The sequence below is a fragment of the Sulfitobacter sp. AS92 genome (assembly GCF_038900015.1).
In the GTDB taxonomy this organism is placed as follows: Bacteria; Pseudomonadota; Alphaproteobacteria; order Rhodobacterales; family Rhodobacteraceae; genus Sulfitobacter.
The window spans coordinates 1-18,894 of the sequence record NZ_JBBMQL010000008.1 but is presented as its reverse complement, the minus strand read 5'-3'; the positions used below and the strand labels follow the sequence as shown (position 1 = coordinate 18,894).

The 18,894-nt window shown below is 59.1% G+C and carries 20 protein-coding genes; 6 read left to right on the top strand and 14 right to left on the bottom strand.

The genetic code is table 11. The annotated features are described in order from the left end of the window. Nucleotides 1-23: 23 nt before the first annotated feature. Nucleotides 24-1,118 carry a TRAP transporter substrate-binding protein gene (locus tag WNY61_RS14025; protein WP_007121130.1) on the bottom strand — a complete coding sequence of 365 codons (1,095 nt, stop codon included), beginning with the start codon at nt 1,116-1,118 and terminating at the stop codon, nt 24-26. Nucleotides 1,119-1,360: 242 nt separating this feature from the next. Between WNY61_RS14025 and WNY61_RS14020 the strand changes: the two genes are divergently transcribed. Genes WNY61_RS14020 through dctP form a run of 3 tightly spaced genes read left to right on the top strand, consistent with a single transcriptional unit; the run spans nt 1,361 to nt 4,282 of the window. Beyond that, nucleotides 1,361-1,861, top strand: coding sequence for a TRAP transporter small permease subunit (locus WNY61_RS14020; protein WP_342852181.1), 501 nt, complete (start codon nt 1,361-1,363; stop codon nt 1,859-1,861). Then, the gene (locus WNY61_RS14015) at nt 1,851-3,173 is read left to right on the top strand and encodes a TRAP transporter large permease subunit (RefSeq protein WP_342852034.1); all 1,323 of its coding nucleotides are present in this window, start codon (nt 1,851-1,853) and stop codon (nt 3,171-3,173) included. The genes WNY61_RS14020 and WNY61_RS14015 overlap by 11 nt, the downstream gene beginning before the upstream one ends. Nucleotides 3,174-3,199: 26 nt before the next feature. Then, entirely contained in the window at nt 3,200-4,282 is a 1,083-nt protein-coding gene (gene dctP, locus WNY61_RS14010) for a TRAP transporter substrate-binding protein DctP (protein WP_342852180.1), read from the top strand. Nucleotides 4,283-4,364: 82 nt separating this feature from the next. On the opposite strand, the gene parA is transcribed toward dctP, so the two are convergent. The 13 genes from parA to WNY61_RS13945 form a co-directional block, all read right to left on the bottom strand. Next, nucleotides 4,365-5,003: a ParA family partition ATPase gene (parA, locus tag WNY61_RS14005; RefSeq protein ID WP_342852033.1), complete on the bottom strand. Its 639-nt coding sequence runs from the start codon at nt 5,001-5,003 to the stop codon at nt 4,365-4,367. 92 nt (nt 5,004-5,095) lie between these two features. Beyond that, on the bottom strand, nt 5,096-5,830 hold the full coding sequence (locus WNY61_RS14000; RefSeq protein WP_342852032.1) for an amino acid ABC transporter ATP-binding protein: 735 nt from the start codon (nt 5,828-5,830) through the stop codon (nt 5,096-5,098). Continuing rightward, nucleotides 5,827-6,501: an amino acid ABC transporter permease gene (locus tag WNY61_RS13995; protein ID WP_342852031.1), complete on the bottom strand. Its 675-nt coding sequence runs from the start codon at nt 6,499-6,501 to the stop codon at nt 5,827-5,829. The genes WNY61_RS14000 and WNY61_RS13995 overlap by 4 nt, the downstream gene beginning before the upstream one ends. 3 nt (nt 6,502-6,504) lie before the next feature. Then, a complete protein-coding gene (locus tag WNY61_RS13990; protein ID WP_342852030.1) occupies nt 6,505-7,263 on the bottom strand; it encodes an amino acid ABC transporter substrate-binding protein in 759 nt (252 codons plus the stop codon). Between the two features lie 242 nt (nt 7,264-7,505). After that, on the bottom strand, nt 7,506-8,858 hold the full coding sequence (locus WNY61_RS13985; RefSeq protein ID WP_342852029.1) for a sigma-54 dependent transcriptional regulator: 1,353 nt from the start codon (nt 8,856-8,858) through the stop codon (nt 7,506-7,508). An 18-nt stretch (nt 8,859-8,876) separates the two neighbouring features. Further along, nucleotides 8,877-9,002 (bottom strand): hypothetical protein, encoded by a 126-nt coding sequence (locus tag WNY61_RS13980; RefSeq protein ID WP_007121121.1) that lies wholly within the window; start codon nt 9,000-9,002, stop codon nt 8,877-8,879. 34 nt (nt 9,003-9,036) lie between these two features. Further along, nucleotides 9,037-10,239 (bottom strand): formate dehydrogenase subunit gamma, encoded by a 1,203-nt coding sequence (locus tag WNY61_RS13975; RefSeq protein ID WP_342852028.1) that lies wholly within the window; start codon nt 10,237-10,239, stop codon nt 9,037-9,039. 67 nt (nt 10,240-10,306) lie between these two features. After that, nucleotides 10,307-10,900 (bottom strand): formate dehydrogenase FDH3 subunit beta, encoded by a 594-nt coding sequence (fdh3B, locus tag WNY61_RS13970; RefSeq protein WP_067266580.1) that lies wholly within the window; start codon nt 10,898-10,900, stop codon nt 10,307-10,309. Nucleotides 10,901-10,912: 12 nt separating this feature from the next. Continuing rightward, complete coding sequence (locus WNY61_RS13965; RefSeq protein WP_342852027.1) at nt 10,913-13,900, bottom strand: formate dehydrogenase subunit alpha; 2,988 nt, start codon at nt 13,898-13,900, stop codon at nt 10,913-10,915. A gap of 105 nt (nt 13,901-14,005) precedes the next feature. Then, nucleotides 14,006-14,218, bottom strand: a complete 213-nt coding sequence (locus WNY61_RS13960) for a twin-arginine translocation signal domain-containing protein (RefSeq protein ID WP_342852026.1) — start codon at nt 14,216-14,218, stop codon at nt 14,006-14,008. A 61-nt stretch (nt 14,219-14,279) separates the two neighbouring features. Next, nucleotides 14,280-14,888: a molecular chaperone TorD family protein gene (locus tag WNY61_RS13955; protein WP_342852025.1), complete on the bottom strand. Its 609-nt coding sequence runs from the start codon at nt 14,886-14,888 to the stop codon at nt 14,280-14,282. Then, nucleotides 14,885-15,511 (bottom strand): DUF3306 domain-containing protein, encoded by a 627-nt coding sequence (locus WNY61_RS13950; protein ID WP_342852024.1) that lies wholly within the window; start codon nt 15,509-15,511, stop codon nt 14,885-14,887. The genes WNY61_RS13955 and WNY61_RS13950 overlap by 4 nt, the downstream gene beginning before the upstream one ends. Beyond that, entirely contained in the window at nt 15,508-16,047 is a 540-nt protein-coding gene (locus WNY61_RS13945) for a DUF3305 domain-containing protein (RefSeq protein WP_342852023.1), read from the bottom strand. The genes WNY61_RS13950 and WNY61_RS13945 overlap by 4 nt, the downstream gene beginning before the upstream one ends. Nucleotides 16,048-16,428: 381 nt before the next feature. Here WNY61_RS13945 and WNY61_RS13940 point away from each other — a divergent pair, with 381 nt between their 5' ends. From WNY61_RS13940 to WNY61_RS13930, 3 genes are all read left to right on the top strand, one after another. Next, nucleotides 16,429-18,393, top strand: coding sequence for a 4Fe-4S binding protein (locus tag WNY61_RS13940; protein WP_342852022.1), 1,965 nt, complete (start codon nt 16,429-16,431; stop codon nt 18,391-18,393). 27 nt (nt 18,394-18,420) lie between these two features. Next, entirely contained in the window at nt 18,421-18,624 is a 204-nt protein-coding gene (locus WNY61_RS13935; RefSeq protein WP_342852021.1) for a DUF6494 family protein, read from the top strand. Between the two features lie 5 nt (nt 18,625-18,629). Then, nucleotides 18,630-18,894: iron-sulfur cluster assembly protein (locus WNY61_RS13930; protein WP_342852020.1), on the top strand; the 265-nt coding region annotated here is incomplete at its 3' end.

Sequence of the window (18,894 nt, the reverse complement as noted above, 5' to 3'; positions counted from 1 at the left end):
TTCCATCTTGATCAGCGCGAAGCTTAGTACTTCAGGAACTTCTGACGCGCCTGAACATAGGGGCTGTCGATGTTCTCGGTCCGGGTGCGGACAAGGTTCAGCGCCTCGACAAAGCTCTCGGCGGTCTTCTTGACCAGTGGATCGTCGCTGTTGCGCAGTTCTTCGACCACTTCGACCGACGCTTTCGCGCCCGCTTCCATGATGTCGTCGGGGAAGTTGCGCACAGTCACGCCATGCTCTTCGACCAACGTCTTCAGCGCGCGTGGGTCGTTGGCATAGAAGTCCGCCGCGACCTGATCGTATTCCGCCTGACAGACATCCCGCACGATGGCCTGAAGATTCTCAGGAAGCTCCTGGTACTTCTTCTTGTCGACGACAAGCTCGGTCGCCAGACCCGATTCCACGAAGGACGGCATGTAGTAGTTCTTGGCAACCTGGTGGAAGCCGAGCGCCAGATCGTTGTAGGGGCCAACGAATTCAGCCGCGTCAAGCGTACCTGACTGCAGCGCTTGGAAGATCTCGCCTGCTGCCATGTTGGTCACGGTTGCGCCCAGCTTCTCCCATACGCGACCACCAAGGCCCGGCGTCCGGAAGCGCACGCCTTTAACGTCATCAAGGCTCTTCAGCTCATCGCGGAACCAACCGCCGGTCTGGGTGCCGGTGTTGCCCGACAGGAAGCCCTGAACGCCGAACTGGTCATAGATTTCGTCCCAAATTTCCTGACCGCCCATATAGCGGACCCATGCGGTCAGCTCAGGCGTTGTCATGCCGTAAGGCACGCCAGTGAAGAACGAAAGCGCGGGCGATTTGTTCTGCCAGTAGTAGGCGGCGCCGTGGCTCATTTCGGCGGTGCCGTCGATCACAGCATCCAGCGACTGCAGCGGCGGAACCATCTCACCGGCAGAGAAGACCTGGATCGTCAGTTCGCCACCGGAAGCGGCGGTGATACGGTCGGCCAGACGCTGCGCGCCGACACCCAGACCGGGGAAGTTCTTGGGCCATGTGGTCACCATGCGCCAGGTGATATTGCCTTGTGCGACGGCTGGGGCCGCGAGGGTCGTGGCAGCAGCGCCCGCCCCCAGCACACCGGCTTTGCGAATAAATGAACGACGATCCATGTTTTCCTCCCAAACGGATAATTGTTAAGCATCCTCCGCCATTTGCGCAGAGAGCTGTGCGAAGCAGATAATCGTCGCTTTTCGAAAATGTCCATGGCCTACGCGAATAGAAGCTGCCTCTGACTGGACAATCTTCCCGTGCGGCGCATACGTAGTGCTACTTAAAGCAGCATTATTAATGGTCTTTTGCCTTGTTTTCGGAGGAAAGGCGAATAATGTGCGAGCTGCCAGGGAGGGCTCAGATCTTGATAAAATTCATCGACCAGATGAACGAAATCGTCGGGCGCATTGTGTCGGTGGTTGCCGTCATTTTTGCCGCGATCATCATCTATGACGTTTTCATGCGCTACGCGCTGAATGATCCGACCCGCTGGGCGTTTGACGTCACAAAACAGCTTTATGGCTTTTATTTCGTCATGTTGGGCGGCTACGCGCTGCGCCACCAGGCCCATGTGCGCGTCGACCTGATTACAGAAACCCTGTCCCACCACGTCAGACGTTGGGTCGAGGCGGCGGGCTATGTGATCTTCTTCTTCCCCTTCGCGTGGATCTTCACCACCCGCTCCTATGAATTCGCCATGCGCTCATATGCTCAGGGTGAGACGACCTACGGCTCCGTGCAGCTGCCGGTCTATCCGCTTAAGATGGCCATGGCCCTCGCCGCGGGCCTACTGTTGCTGCAAGGTGTGTCGGAATTTTTGAAACTCGTACTTAACCGTCAGGAACTGCCACGTGACGCCTGAACTTATCGCACTCGCCATGTTTGGCCTGCTTTTGCTGGGCCTTTTCATGGGTCACCCGCTGGCTTTTGTTCTGGGCGGCACCGCTGTTCTGGGCGCTATTATCGCTGGCAAACCGATGGTGCTTGGCATCGTTATCAACCGCATCTTCGGCGATGTATTGGATAACTTTACCCTGATCGCCATTCCGTTGTTCATCCTAATGGCAAGGTTCCTGTCTGATTCGGGCGTGACCGATAAGATGTTCGAATCGTTGCGGCTTTTGATGTCGAACGTCCGCGGTGGACTGGCGCTTGCGGTGGTCTTTATCTCGATCCTGCTGGCGGCAACGACGGGCATTATCGGCGCGTCGATCACTGTTATGGGTGTGATGGCACTTCGTCCAATGCTGCAATATGGCTATAGCCCGACGTTAACGACCGGCGTCATCGCGGCCTCTGGCTGCCTTGGTATTTTGATCCCACCGTCGATCATGTTGATCCTTATGGCATCCTACTCACCACTTTCGGTGGGTGAGCTTTTCGCTGGGGCGATGGTGCCGGGCGTTGTGCTAGGCCTGCTCTACGCGGTTTGGGTCTTTATCGTTGCCGTGGTGCGGCCCGACATGGCCCCCGCTGTCGAGCCGGATGAGAAAATCTCTAAACCTGCTCTGGTGCGGATGCTGCTGATCGAAGCGGTGCCGCCGCTGGTGCTGATCCTTGGCATCCTCGGCTCATTGCTTGCTGGTATCGCCACGGCGACCGAAGCCTCGGCCATTGGCGCGGCGCTTGCCCTGCTGATCGTAATCCTGCGCCGCAAGTTCACTTGGGCCAGTTTTTATGGTGCGATGCTAGAGACGGCCCGCACTTCGGCGATGATCCTCTTCATCGTCATCGGTGCCACAGCCTTTACCGGTGTGTTCAACATCACCGGTGGTCTGCGCGCGACGCAAGAGATCATCCGCAACCTCGACATGGCCCCGTGGCTCTTGATCGCGATGATGATGTTTATCGTCTTCATCCTCGGCGCTTTCCTTGACTGGACGGGCATTGTGCTGCTGTCCTTCCCGATCTTCCTGCCGATCGTGCAGGAAATGGACGTGAGCCTTTTGTGGTTCGTCGTCCTGATGTCGGTGGTCCTGCAGACGTCCTTCCTGACGCCGCCTTTTGGATATGCGTTGTTCTACTTGCGCGCCATTGCCCCGCGTGAGGTGAAGACGTCGCATATCATCGTCGGTGTGCTGCCGTTCATCGGGTTGATCCTGATGATGTGCGTGGCCATCGCCCTGTTCCCACAGCTGGTCACCTGGCTGCCGGAAACGCTTTATACCAAGTAAACCAACGGAGGAGAATAATAATGAAAATGAAATCAACCCTTGCCGGTCTGGCACTCTGCGCGGGCTTTGCCACGCAGGCGGCAGCCCAGGACAACTGGACCATGACCACCACATGGCCCACATCGCTTGAACTGATCGAGATCGACAAGCACTTCGTCGAACTGGCCAACAAGCTGACTGGCGATGACCTGACCATCGAATTCTTCGAAGGCGGCTCGCTCGTGCCTGCTGGCGAAGTGTTTGGCGCGGTAGAATCCAACACCGTGCAGGCCGGCGCAGATTGGCCCGGTTACTGGGCAGGCCGCAACTCGGCTTTCTCGCCGCTGGCAACCACGGCAAGCCTTTTCAACGCAATCGACTACGTCAACTGGATCGAACAATGGGGCGGTAGAGAACTCTATAACGAAATCTACGGCAAGTTCGGCATGGTCTATCTGCCCTACGGCGTGACCAACAACGAATCCGGTTTCCGCACCAATGAGCAGATCGTTACGTTGGAAGATCTTAAGGGCAAACGTCTGCGGTTGTCGGGTCTTGAGCAGGGTCGTCTGTTGGAAAAACTGGGCGGGTCTCAGGTTTCAATGGCCGGTGGTGAAATCTATCAGTCGCTTGAGCGCGGCGTGATTGACGGTGCTGAGTTCTCGACCCCCAACGTCGACTTCTCGGGCGGTTTCCAGCAGGTTACTAAGTTCTGGGCAACACCGGGCTGGCACCAGTCGGCGTCGATTTTTGGTGTGATGATCAACAAGGGCGCATGGGATGCGTTGTCAGACGAAACCCGCGAGTCGCTTGAAGTCGCGGCACAGGCCAACCTGATCTGGTCGCTGTCCTTCACCGAAAAACGTGCAACCGAAGCCTACCAGCAGTTCATCGACGCGGGCATCGAGATCAACCGCTATGACGACGAAATGCTGGCCACCGTTCAGGAAATGGCGAACGAAACAATCGAGGAGACCGCTTGCGAGAACCCCGATTCCGCCAAGGTTTACCTCAGCCAGCTTGAGTATTTGGCAGACTACGCCAAATGGCGTGATGCTTCGGCCCCCTTCAACCTGGGCCGCACACCGAATGGCCCGGACATCGAAAAAATCCGCGCCTGCGCAGAATAATCTGAGCGCTAGGTTGTAATGAGAAGGCCCGCCAATGGCGGGCCTTTTTGCGTGCTAAGCGAGGAAGTAGCTCTGCGGCGGATTAAAAATCCAGAATGGCCGCGACCTCTTGCGCAAGTGCGCGAACCTCATTCGCTGCGGGGCCGGATTTTTTGGCCTCTACCGCTCCTAAACCGCGCCCGAGCGCGTCGGCGTAGATCACCCTATTTGCCAAAGATGTGTCCAGTCGCCCGACGCCAAGCTCGGCCACGGATCGCGCAACGTCGTCACCGACACGGGTGCCCGAACGCGTGCGGTTCATCACAATATGGGTGGGCTTCTGCGCCCGTTCCGCCAAATCAAGAACATCGTGGGTTGCCCAGACATCGGCCTGACTCGCCGAGACAGGCACGAGCACCAGGTCAGACTCACGCAAGACCCATCGCACATCACTGTCCGCTTTCGGGGGCGTGTCGACAAGAATGACATCGACCTCGCCGCTCACCGACCTGATCGCTCGGGAAATTCCATAGGCGGTCGCAGTCGCAAATCGGAGGTTCGGGTTTACCCCCAGCAACTCTTCACGGACATCAAGCCATTTGCCAAGACTGCCTTGAGGGTCGGTATCTAGCAGCGCAACGCTTTTGCCTTCCGCCAGATAGGCAATTGCCAAATTAGAAACGAGTGTTGTCTTACCGGCCCCGCCCTTTTGCTGGGCCACACAGATAATTCGGGCGTTCATTTACCAAGCCTTCAATGGGTTCTCTGCACCGCAGCATACCGCTTGAGAACCGAAAAAGCGATATAATCCTTCTGCGAGAGGCTCGGAGGCTGCTAGCCTTCCACACGTTTCAGGAATTTTTGTAGACGTGGATCCTGCGGCGTACCAAATATCTGCGACGGTGGGCCGCTCTCCACGATCTTGCCACCATCCATGAAGATCACCCGATCCGCGATCTCGCGGGCGAATTGCATCTCATGGGTGACGATCAACATCGTCTGTTTGCGCTCAGCCACCGCGCGCATCAGGTCCAAAACTTCGCCCACCCATTCCGGGTCAAGCGCCGAAGTCGGCTCATCAAACAGCATCAACTCGGCCCCGAGCGCCATGGCCCGGCCAATGCCAACCCGCTGCTGCTGCCCACCCGAAAGCGCCGCCGGATAGCTGTCAGCTTTATCGGCGAGCCCGGTCTCGGCCAGCACAGACAGTGCGCGCTCCTCGGCTTCAGCCTTTGAGCGTTTTTGCACCGTTACAAGCGCTTCCATGATGTTTTGCTTCGCGGTCTTATTAGCAAATAGCGCGTAGTTCTGGAACACCATCGCCGTGCGCCGCCGCAGCGCCAGCACATCTGCCTTGCGCGCTTTCGCAGCATTAACAGTCACATCACCAACGGTAATCTGCCCGGCCTGCGGCACATCGAGAAAATTGAGGCAGCGTAACAAGGTCGATTTACCTGTGCCTGAAGGGCCAATCACAACCACGCGTTCACCATCAGCAATCTGCAGGTCGATCCCGTCCAGCACAGGCGCGCCGCCGAAATGTTTCGTGAGACCCGTAATATCAATCATCGTACAAACGCCTTGTTGAGATAGGTTTCAAGCCGCTTCTGACCTTGGCTCAGGACTTCGACGATGACCCAATACATCACCGCCACGACAAGGAAGGCTTCGAAGTAAAGGAAACTTCCCGCTGCTTCTTTCTGTGCCGCGCCCATCATCTCGGTCACGCCAAGGGTAAACGCCAGCGAGGTGCCTTTGATCATGTCGATAAAGTAGTTCACCAAGGTCGGTGCGGCGATCCGTGCAGCTTGGGGCAGAATGATCCGCCACATTAACTGACCTTGGGTCATGCCGATCGACTGCGCGGCCTCCCACTGGCTGCGGTCCACCCCCATGATTGCTGCGCGAATACTCTCGGCCATATAGGCCGAAAAATGCAGCGTCAGCCCCATAATCGCCGCTGTCACCCCGTCAATCTGGGTGAGGAACGACAGCACCTGCGGCAGGCCGAAGTAAAAGAGAAACAGTTGCACCAGCAGCGGCGTGCCGCGAAAGAAACTGATGAACAGCACCACAAACCAATCGAGCACCGGCACTTTTGCCACGCGCTCGACCGCCAGTAGTGAGGCGAGGATCAGTGCGAACACCATCCCCGCCACCGCCATAAAAAGTGTTAGCGGCACATAGCCCAGGATAACGGGCACCAGCCCCAGCATATAGTCGAGGTCTAGCGCCCGCATGGGTTACTCCGCTTTCGTGATATCAGTTCCGAACCACTTGTCCGAAATCTCGGCGAGTGTACCGTCTTCGCGCAGAGAGGCCAGCGCCGTATCGACACGGTCCCGCAAGGCACGGCCTTCGTCATTGTTTTGGAACGGCAAGGCGTTGCGAATTTCAGAGAAGGGTTTGCCAGCCAGTTGCAACGGCAGCGGGCTTTCCTGAATAAGCTGTGCGGAGGACACCCGGTCCATCACAAATGCATCCACTCGGCCTAGCGCTGTGTCTTGGGCGATGTTGGATTCGTAGGTCTTGATCTCAATCTCGTCTGCGAAATCCAACCCATTCAGTAGTTGCTCGAAATTCGAGCCAAGGTTCACCGCGACAGTCTTGCCCCGCAAATCCTCGACGCTGCCGATCTCTTCGTTGCCAATCTTGGTAACAACCTGTGCACCGTCAAAGACGTAAGGAGCAGTGAAGGCAAACTTTTCTTCGCGCTCTGGCGTGATGGTGATCTGGTTGGCGATCGTGTCGATGCGGCCAGCGTCCAGCGCGCCGATCAGACCCGAAAAGGCCATCGTTTCGAATTCGACTTCAAGGCCAGTTTCTTCGCCGACGGCGTTCATCACGTCGACTTCAAAGCCCTGCAGCTCATCCAGCTTAACGAAAGTGAAGGGGAAATAGCCGCCCGACATGCCAACGCGAAGCGTGTCATTGTCTTGGGCAAAGGCTGCGGTGCCGGATACTGCGGCGAGGGCGGTGGCGGCAACAATCTGTTTCAGCATTGAATTTACTCCTGTAACGCTTGAGCATCAGATGTCATCGGAGGCCGCCCGCTTCAACACCATCGCTAAAACAGGAACGTTTGCCGGGCCGGATTGGTTCAGATGGAATGGTGTCTGGGACTACGAGATGGTTGTGGAAATCGTTCTAAAAATCTACCGATGGAAAGAATTATATCCCGCCCTGAGTGGGAAAAACCAGCGAACGGGGGACAGATCAGTGAGAAACGCGGCTCCCTAAGTCGTCAGATTACGCTGATATCGAGCCCCTCAGCCACCCAAGCGGCCAGTTTGCGATCAACCGTCTTGCGCGACACACCCAAACGCCGCGCAGCTTCTGCCCGGTTGCCTTTGCACAAGTCAAGAATATGCAGCATGTGGCGCTGCGTTACGAGTTCGAGATCCTCAATCGCCCTCGGCCCATCCACGGTGCCGTGGCCCGCAAAGGCTTCGGGCAGACTGCCGAGGATGACCGAGCGTTCGATCAGGTTTCGCAACTCGCGGACATTGCCGGGCCAGTCGTAGCGCCGCAGCTTTAGCAACGTTTCTGCGTCCAAGCGAAGCGCGGGCATGCCAAGCGCGGTCGAGAATTGCTGCATGAACATCGCTGCCAGTTCGACGATATCCTCCGAACGGTCCTTCAGCGGTGGCATCGCAACCTCGACCACGTTCATGCGGTGATAAAGGTCTGCGCGGAAACGCCCCTCTTCGACGGCCTTCGGCAGATCGGCATTGGTGGCAAAGAGAAAGCGCAGGTTCAGCGGAATTTCCCGTTCGGCCCCCTCTGGCCGGATGCGCTGATCTTCGAGCACCCGCAAAAGGGCGGCCTGCAACGGCTCCGGCATTTGGGCCACTTCATCAAGGAACAGCGTGCCGCCATCGGCCAAGAGGAACAGTCCCGGTTGCAGAGTTTCGTTCCCTTCTACCGCGCCAAAGAGTTCGGGCACGATCCGATCTTGGGTGATTGCGGCGCAGTTCACAGCAACGAAGGGATGGTCGGCACGGTCTGACATCTGGTGCAATTGTCGCGCCGCCAGTTCTTTGCCTGTGCCGCTGGCACCTGTGAACAGCACCGGGGTCGGCACAGGAGCGAGACGGTTCAGCATGCCGCGCACCTTGGCCAATGCCTCGGATTTGCCAAGCATCTGGACCGCAGATCCGCCCTGCAGCTCGCGCCTGAGCAAGGTGTTTTCACGGCGCAGGTTTTTGCGATCAAGCGTGCGCGAGACAGCGCCCAAGATTTGGTTCGCTCGGAAAGGTTTCAGCACGAAATCACTGACCCCGGCCCGCAACGCGGCAATGGCGGTTTCCAGATCGGCATAGGCGGTGATGAGGATCGTGTCGGCGTAGAACCCTTTGCGGCGCTGCTCGACCACCCATTCCAGACCGGTTTTGCCGGGCATGACATTGTCCAGGACGACCACATCGAAATGCGCCTCATCCAACAGCGTGGTCGCCTCTGCAGGTGACGCCGCCTGTGCGACGCGCTTGACCCGCGGCTCAAGGATCTTGGTGAGAAAATGACGCATCCCGGGTTCGTCATCAATCACCAGAACCGACGCGCCTTCCAGCGTGCCGCCATATTCATCGCTTGCCATATGTTGCCTACTCGCGTGTCAGTCCACCCGGACGTTGTCACTCGAATAGACCTCTTGCGAGGAAAAGCCTATCTCATGCAGTCCGAAATAAGCCACAACGCCAATCACTGCGACGCCCAGAAACCCTGCCAACATGGCTTTCATTGCGCGAATCCTTTTACCTGTACGACCTTGCCCATCATTCAGCGGGGGTCTGGCGATTGTCGTGCTTGACCTCATCCAGCCAGATGGAGTGGTGCTGTTCAGCCCAGCGTTCATCCACTTCGCCGCTGCCCATAGCGTCATAAGCGCCTTCCATACCGAGCGTGCCGATATAGATGTGGCCGAGGATCAACGCCATCATCAAAAAGCCGATGATCGCATGCCATAGTTGTGCATATTGCATCTCTGCGTGGGGCGTTAGATCGCTCTGCAATGGGCCCAGACCTGCCGCTTCGGCCATGCCAATGTCGTTGATGATCCCAAAGGTATGACCAAAGAGCTGAACCTCGAAGGGAAACAACAGTGACAGGCCAGACAGCGATACCGAGAAGCCCAAAAGGATGACGCCCCAGAAGACGATCTTTTGGCCGAAGTTGAACTTCTTGGCGGGGGGGTGGTTGTTGCCGATAAAACCGCCAGCCTGCTTGATCCAAGTCCAGTCCGTACGATCAGGAAGGTTGTGATAGACCCACATGACAAAGACCATGACCAGCGCGATCATAAAGGCCCAAGACACGTTGTTGTGGATGAACTTCGACCCCGTCAGCAGGACCGAGTTGAACTCATGTCCCAGTAGAGGGATCACAACCTTGCGGCCAAACAGCGTGGCCAGCCCGGTAAGAGCCAGCAAGATGAAAGACCCTGCGAGCATCCAATGGGCAAAGCGTTCGATCGCCTTGAACCGCGTGACGGTACGGCCCACCTTACCGCCTTCGATGCGAATGCGCCCGCGCAGCAGGTAGAACACGGCGAGCAGGATCAGCATCCCGGCCAAGAGCCAGATGCCATAGGTCGCCAGCGGCCCTTCGCGGAAGTTCAGCCACCACATACCATTGTCTTGAACCAACACGCGGCCGGTCTTGTTCAAGGTCGAGGTGCGCACCGGCAATTCGTTATAGCGGATGCCCCGCCATAGCTCAGGGTCCGAGCGGCCGCCAAGCGGCCCAAGCCCCGGTACGGTAGATGCATCGCCACCGAGGTTGTTGCGGCGGAACCCATCGTCGATCTCAGCGCCGTTCTGACGCCGTTCAATATCCGCGAGGTTCTGCGCCCCCCCGGTGCTATTGCGGTCAATGGCCGAAGGGGTCGCGTTTTCGGGCAGGCGGATGTCCTGCGCCGTGGCGCCAAGCGGCAGCGCGACCAGCGCGAGAATGAAAAGAGCCATTAGGTGGCGCAGCATGGGAAATCCCCCGGCTAGACAGATATGGAGAAAAGGAGCGGCCCCGGCAGGGCCACCCCGAAAGCCGTTACTGGCCCTTTTGCTCGTAAGCCGTGCCCCAGCCCCAAGCGCCGGAGCCAAAGCCGCGTGCGACAACACGCTCGCGGTAGATGTCGGAGACCATGTCACCGTCACCCGCCAGAAGCGCCTTGGTCGAGCACATCTCGGCGCAGATCGGCAATTTGCCTTCTGCGATCCGATTGCGGCCGTACTTCTGGAACTCAGCTTGGCTGTGGTTCTCTTCTGGGCCACCGGCGCAGAAGGTGCATTTGTCCATCTTGCCGCGCGACCCAAAGTTGCCAGCCTGCGGATACTGCGGCGCGCCAAACGGGCAGGCGTAGAAGCAGTAACCGCAACCAATGCAGAGGTCTTTGGAGTGCAGGACGATGCCGTCATCTGTCTGGTAGAAACAATCTACCGGACAGACTGCCATACAAGGCGCGTCCGAGCAGTGCATACAGGCGACAGAGATCGAGCGTTCGCCCGGCTGGCCGTCCTGAATGGTCACCACGCGGCGGCGGTTGATGCCCCAAGGTACTTCGTGTTCGTTCTTACAAGCCGTTACACATGCGTTGCATTCAATGCAGCGCTCGGCATCGCAGAGAAACTTTGCTCTTGCCATTCTCTTGTCTCCTTACGCTGGCATAATCTTGCAGAGAGTACATTTCGTCTCCTGCATTTGTGTGACTGAATCGTAGCCGTAGGTCTGAACCGTGTTGGTGCTTTCGCCCAGCACGATCGGATCAGCGCCATCCGGGTATTTGTCCCGCAGGCTGACACCCTCCATATGACCGCCGAAGTGGAAGGGCATGAAGGCCACGCCTTCGCCCACCCGTTCTGTGACCATGGCCATCACCTTGATCTTGCCGCCCTCTGGACCTTCGACCCAGACATCGGCCCCGTCACGTACGCCCAGATTGTTGGCGTCACGTGTGTTGATCTCGATGAACATGTTCTGCTGCAACTCAGCCAGCCATGGGTTCGACCGGGTCTCGTCGCCGCCGCCCTCATATTCGACCAAGCGGCCCGAGGTGAGGATGATCGGGAACTCTTCGGAAAAGTCGTTCTTTTGGATCGATGCATAAAGCGTCGGCACCCGCCAGAAGGTCTTGTCTTCATAGGTCGGATAATCCGCCACCAGATCACGCCGGTTCGAATAAAGCGGCTCGCGGTGTTTTGGCACCGGATCGGGGAAGGTCCAGACCACGCAACGGGCCTTGGCGTTGCCGAAGGGGGCGCAACCATGCTCAATCGCCACCCGCTGGATGCCGCCCGAAAGGTCGGTCTTCCAGTTGATGCCGCCAACTTGGGCCACGTAATCCGACTCCATCTCGCCTTGTTGCGAGGTTTCGCCGACTTCCTCTTGACCATCGTCCGCATTCTCAGGCGCTTGATAGCCTGCGACAGCTTCGATGCTCTGCCGTTCTTCCGCCGTCAGATCGCCGTCCCAGCCCAGATCCATCAGCATCTGCATCGTGAACTCGGGATAGCCGTCCTTGATCTCGGACCCTTTGGAATAGACGCCTTCGGCCAGTAGATTGTCACCGTCACGCTCGACGCCGAAGCGGGCGCGGAAAGTCAGACCACCTTCGGCCACCGGCATCGACATGTCGTACAGGTTCGCCGTGCCGGGGTGGTTCATCTCGGGCGTGCCCCAGCAGGGCCATGGCAGGCCATATGTATCGCCATCTGCTGGGCCGCCATTGGCGCGCAGGGTGGTTTTGTCGAAAGTATGCTGGTTCTGCATGTGCATTTTCATCCGCTCGGGCGACTGCCCGGTATAGCCGATAGTCCACATGCCTTTGTTGAACTCGCGTGTCAGATCTTCGACCAGCGGCTCTTCACCGTTCACTTCGATGTTGCGGAACATGCGATCTTCAAAGCCGAACTTCTTGGCGAACTTATAAAGGATCGTGTGGTCCGGCAGGCTTTCAAACAGCGGCTCGACAACCTTTTCGCGCCACTGGAGCGACCGGTTCGAGGCGGTAACAGAGCCAGAGGTTTCGAACTGGGTACAGGCCGGCAGCAGATAGGTGTTGTCTGTCCGGTCGTGCAGAACGGCGGAAACGGTTGGGTAAGGATCGACCACGACCAGCAGGTCGAGCTTTTCCATCGCCGTCTTCATTTCTTTTTGACGTGTCTGCGAGTTCGGCGCGTGGCCCCAGAGCACCATCGCCTTGGTGTTGTCGGGCTGCTCAAGGTTTTCGCGGGCTTCCAGCACACCGTCGATCCAACGCGATACCGGAATGCCGGTAAGGTTGATCATCTTCTGCTCTTCGCCCGCGCCATCGGTCCACGAGGCGAAACGGCTTTGGATCCATTCCAGATCCTCACCCCAGACCCGTGCCCAATGCGCCCAAGAGCCATCGGACAGGCCGTAGTAGCCCGGCAGCGTATCAGCGAGAACGCCAAGATCGGTCGCGCCTTGCACGTTGTCATGGCCGCGGAAGATGTTGGTGCCGCCACCGGCGGTGCCCATGTTGCCCAAGGCCAGCTGCAAGATGCAGTAAGCGCGGGTGTTGTTGTTACCATTGGTGTGCTGCGTGCCACCCATGCACCAGATCACGGTGCCGGGACGGTGGTTGGCCAGCGTGCGCGCGACGCGCTGAAGCTGTTCGCCCGGCACGCCGGTGACGCGCTCAACTTCATCAGGTGTCCAGTTGGCAACTTCCTTGCGGATCTCATCCATGCCCCAAACGCGGGTGCGGATGAATTCCTGATCTTCCCAACCGTTCTCGAAGATGTGGTAGAGGATGCCCCAAACCAGTGCCACGTCCGACCCCGGTCGGAAGCGTACATATTCATCGGCATGGGCCGCGGTGCGGGTGAAACGCGGGTCGCAGACGATCAGCGGCGCGTTGTTTTCTTCTTTCGCCTTCAACACGTGCTGCAGCGAGACCGGGTGCGCCTCGGCGGGGTTGCCACCGATGATGAAGATCGCCTTGGACTTGTGGATGTCGTTATAGCTGTTGGTCATGGCGCCGTAGCCCCATGTGTTTGCTACGCCCGCCACGGTGGTGGAGTGGCAAATCCGCGCCTGGTGGTCGACGTTGTTGGTGCCCCAATAGGCGGCAAACTTGCGGAACAGATAGGCCTGTTCGTTGGAATGTTTCGCCGAGCCGAGCCAGTAGACCGAATCCGGACCGGAAGAGTCACGGATGGTGGTCATCTGGTCGCCGATCTCGTTGATCGCCTGCTCCCAGGAAATCCGCTGCCATTCGCCGCCGACTTTCTTCATCGGGTATTTCAGGCGGCGCTCGCCGTGGGCGTGCTCACGCACCGAGGCCCCTTTGGCACAGTGGGCACCAAGGTTGAAGGGGCTGTCCCAGCCGGGTTCTTGACCCAGCCAAACACCGTCGGACACTTCGGCAATGACCGTACAGCCGACCGAACAATGGGTGCAGACGGATTTCTTGATTTCCATCTTACCGCTGACGGCTGCCGTGGCGGCTGATGCCTGCTGCACGCTGCCTGCGGTTGCGGCGATGGCGCTCAGCCCACCGATGGCAAGGCCTGATCCGCGCAGAAATGCACGCCGGTCCATACCGCTGCGTGCCACATCGGACATGATGCCTGTCCGCTGCGCAGACCGCGCGACCCCATTGGTCTTTTTCCTCAACATATCTTCACTCCCTGTGCGCGGGCTGGTCCCCGCCTGAGGTGGCTATTGAACGGCGGGCGTTTCCCGCCCTGCCAAATTTAAGAGGCAGCGCCTCTTCGTATCTGATTAGAACCGAGCCGCGGCGTAGTAGGCGCGCGTGTGTTCGGTGTCTTGGATGCGATCCGACGACAGGTCAGGGGCTTGGGCCGCTTGGACCTCTGACCCGGTGGTGGCCACGGCAACGGCGGCCAATGGGGCAGCGGTGCCCGCGAATTTCAGGAAATCGCGCCGGTCCTTGCGAACGGGTGCGTTGGTGGAACCCTCTGGCTTGCGTGTCATGTTGTCTCTCCTGTTACGTCTTTTGTTCAAGGGCGGGGCGCCCCAGCTGTCTCGTCACGTCTTAATTGTCTTTGCTCAGGCGAAACGCCTCAGCTTCGATCTGCATAAAGGCGCGGCCTATTTTGCCCACAGGGGCGTAGAAAACCGAATTCTTAGCCCCTTCGAGGTCGGCAAAGAAATGCCCGGCCCATGGGGCGACATGCCGGTTAAAGAATGTCTTTTGCTGCGTCAGCGTGGCCGGTGCCGAAAAACGGCCCGCAATCATTGCGCCCATCATCTCCATAAGCGAGGCGATGTTGTCCTCAGGCTCAAACACATTTGGCGCCCGCTCAAGCCCACGTGCCACCATGTCTTGGCGCAGGGCAGCAAGCGGCTTTTCGTTCAGGAACCCGGTGAGGTAAAAGCTTGCATAGGGCAGCAACTCGCCCCGGCCCAGTCCGATAAAAAGCCGGTTAAATTCGCTCTCTGCTCCGGTCGGTCTGGTCTTGGACGCCAGCTTTGACAAAGTAGCAAACCCCTGCCCCAAGTCAGATTCATCACCGCTTAATGCAGCGCATTGATCAAGCAGCATCTGATCGGGTGGACCGGAAAGAATAAGCCCCATGAAGTTGTATAGGTCCGCGCGCATGCGGTCCTCTTCGGGCAGGGGTGTCGCGGCCAGTTGGCTCATGCGCTGCTACCTTCCATGTCGGCGGCCGGATCGCCGGCGAATTGAAAACGCATCCGGCGATGGGTCGGTGCGGATTGCTCGGCCTCTTTTTCTACTGGCGCGGCGTACACCTGAGAAGGCGCACGCTCTGCCAATGCGGTTTCGGTGCGCCGAGGCGCTGGCACAGCGACATCATGGGTTGGTGCCAATTCGGGCGCGTGTTCCTCAGCCGCTTCGGGCGTATCCCCTTCGGCGGTCAGTACCTCTTCGATCTTTGCCACCATGCCGCGGCCCACTTGATAGAGCGTGTTCACAGGCTTGCCAGCGGTCGCCGCGGCTGTGTAATCGTCGTCGTAATCATTCAAACCGTCAAGACAGGCGAGCACCGGATTGGTCCGCCAGAAGCTGCGCAGCGCGCGGGTCTTGAGGCGCTGCGGCAACTGCGCCTTGAGGAAAGCGCGGAGCTGTTCGCCGCTCACCAGTTCTTCGGGTGCGGGCAGATCAAACTCGGCCAGCAAGTCGTCATCGCTCCGTTCGGCCAGTGTGGCCTCTTCGGCCTCGGCCACGCGGGCCTCTTGGACGCGCACTTCGGCCTCAGCCTCTGCTGCCACTGCGGCGCGGCGTTTTTGCCAAAAGTTGCTCATGCCAGACGCTTTCGTTTCAACGTCGGCGAGGCGTAGATGTCTGCCGGCTTCTCAATGCGCGGGTCGCCGATGCCATCTTGGTGGCAGTCTGTCCGCAGGCGATCACGCCGCCGCTTCACGAACTCTTCTTCTTGGTGGAACTCTTCGACGAACTCTTGCACCCACGCCAGCAAACCGGGCGTCATCGCGATTTTCTCAACCACTTCTTCAGCGCTGTCGCAATAATCCTGCGCCTCATAAGGAGAGGCGGTGACCAGCGCCAATTTGAAAGGCCGCTCGGTCGCACCGGGAATGGGGCGCATCACCACATAGACGCAGGGCACGTCGGCCCCCAGCCCATGAACATAGGCTTCCGTCTCGGCACCGTGTAATTCAATCTGAAGCGTGGCGGCGTGATACTCGACGATATCACCCTCGCGGCGCAGCTCGCGCCAATCCGCATCCCCGGCACCGGGCAGCACAGCGGTCGCTTTCCAGCTCCACTTGGCCCACCGGGTCACACCCGGCACGCGCTGCAGTACGATACCCAAGGGCATCGTCCGATACATTTTCGGATTATTAATCAACTGGCTCCTCCGTTACTATGACCTTCACCTCAAACCCCCACTGGGGGGAAGCATAAATCCGCGCGATGTCTCTAAAAACCCGACTTTCCAGACAAGATGACCCGCGACCCCGCGCCGTCAATGACGCTTCGGACGTTTTGTCTAACTTGAGTATTTTCCTAGGAATATCAGAATTTTTCACATTTCGAATCACCATGCCGATCCTGACGCTTAAACGGCGGTGTTGCGTTGGTGGACCATGGCTCTCGCCTTTCCGTTTCCGGTTGTGGGCGGTGCTAAATCCCGTCTAGCTTGGGGCCTCAACTGCGCCCAAGAGGGCGGCGGTTTGGCGCGCGGAACAAGGAAAAATTCATGGCCAAGACATTGATAACATGCGATTGCGCAGGGTCGCAGCGTATCGATTCTGATGCGCTGGCCGAAAGCACCGGTTTGACCGTCGCACCGCCCTGTTCGGCCCTTTGCACCACGCAGATCGACCGCGCGGCCAAGGCACTGACCACTGGCGACGCGATTTTATGCTGCACCCAAGAGGGGCGCATATTTACCGAGTTGGCGGAGGAATTAGGTTTGCCCCCTGCCCCCCTCCTCGACCTGCGCGACCGGGCCGGATGGTCCGATGACCCCCGGGATAAAATGCCCAAAATGTCCGCCCTAGCGACAGAGGCGCTTTTAGACGCCCCGGCAGAAAAAACCATCGACGTCGCCTCCGAAGGGCTGTGTTTGATCCTTGGGCGTGGACCGGCAGCACTTGAGGCAGCGGCGCAACTCAAGGACCACCTTAGCGTCACGCTGCTGATGGACGACGCGGTCACGCAGGCTGAGGACAATCTGCCCGAAGTCCGCGACTTTGATCTCATCTCCGGCAAGCTGCGTCGCGCCAAAGGGGCACTTGGCCAATTCGAAGTCGTGATCGACGCGTTGCGGCAAGTTGACCCGCGGGGCCGTGGCCCGCTGACCTGGACCGAGCCGCGCGACGGGGCGAAAAGTCAATGTGACGTGATCATCGACCTGCGGGGCGACACACCCCTGTTCCCGGCCCATGAAAAGCGCGAAGGCTATCTGCGCGCCGATCCTGCGCATCCGCCTGCTGTTGCCGCCGCCGTGCTGGCCGCGTCGCACTTGGTCGGCACCTTCGAGCAGCCGCTTTATGTGCGCACCGAGCCGCTTCTTTGTGCGCACAGTCGCGCGGGGCAGACCGGCTGTACGGCCTGCCTTGATCTATGCCCCACCGGTGCGATTGTACCGGACGGTGATCATGTGACCGTTGACCCGATGATCTGCGCGGGCTGCGGTGCGTGTTCATCGGCCTGTCCTTCCGGTGCGATCAGCTATGACGCGCCGCCTGTCGATTTTACCATGCGCCGGGTGCAGACCCTTGCCCGCGCCTATCTTGAGGCCGGAGGCGATGCGCCCCGCCTGTTGGTGCATGACGACCACGGCGCCGAGATGATCTGTCTTGCTGCGCGTCACGGTCGCGGCTTGCCTGCCGATGTGATCCCGATGGACCTGCCCGCACTCGCGGCCTTCGGCCATGCCGAGGCGTTGGCCGCGCTGGCCGCTGGTTTCGCCCATGTCTCACTTCTGCTTGGCCCCAAAGCCGACCGCGATGCGATTGAAACTCAGACTGCTCTTGCGCGCGCCATTGCGGGCGAGGCTCGTATGACACTCATCGACACGCCCGATCCTGAGGCGCTGACAGACCTGCTCTATGACGGCACCGCCCCTGCCCCCGTCACCCAGCCGGTGCGTCCTATGGGCAGCCGCCGGCAGATCGCTCGGCAAGCGGCCCGCGCATTGCAGCCCGACGCGGAGGTGCTTCCCCTGCCCCAAGGTGCGCCCTATGGCGCGGTTTTGGTAGATAAGGACGCCTGCACGCTGTGTCTGTCCTGTGTCTCGCTCTGCCCGTCGGGCGCGCTTGGCGACAACCCGGACCTGCCGCAGCTGCGCTTTCAGGAGGACGCTTGCCTGCAATGCGGTCTTTGCGAACATATCTGCCCTGAAGACGCGATCACCCTTGCGCCGCAGCTTGATCTGACCGATGCGGCACTAAGCCAGCGGATCCTAAACGAAGAAGAACCCTTTCCCTGCGTCGAATGCGGCAGCCTCTTCGGCGTGAAATCCACCGTAGAGAAAATCACCGACAAGCTGCGTAGTCATTCTATGTTCGCAGATGAATCCAAACTGCGGATGATCCAGATGTGCGATGACTGCCGGATCAATGCGCAGTATCACAGCACCAACAACCCGATGACGGGGAACGAACGCCCCCGCCCCCGGACCACCGACGATTACCTCTCCAAACGGCGCGACCACTAGGCCGCCTTTTCAGAATAGGAGCCCCCCATGAGCGAAGAATTCAACATGTCGATGCGTAAGTTTCTCAAACAGGTCGGCGTGACCTCGCAGCAGGCCATCGAAAAGGCCATGCGCGAAGGTGACACCGCCGGTAAGACTTTCCCGGTCAAGGCTGTGATCTCAATCCCCGAGCTTGGGTTGGAGCATGAGATCGACGGCACCATTGCCGGCGCGGATAAGGGCGAGGCATAAACGACGTGACAGCCAGCAGAGAAGCGGTTCTAACCGCCTTGAAGACCGTGACCGATCCGGCCACGGGCACCGATATTGTGGCCAGCGGCGTGATGCGCGCGTTGAATGTGGACGACGCGGGCGCGGTGCGTTTTGTCATGGAAATCCCGCCCGCGCAGGCCAAAGCGTATGAGGAAGCCAAAGCGCTGGCCGAAGCGGCATTGGCGCAGGTCGATGGCGTAAGCAAAGTCTCCATCGTATTGACCGGGCACAGCGAGAAAGCCCCGCCGC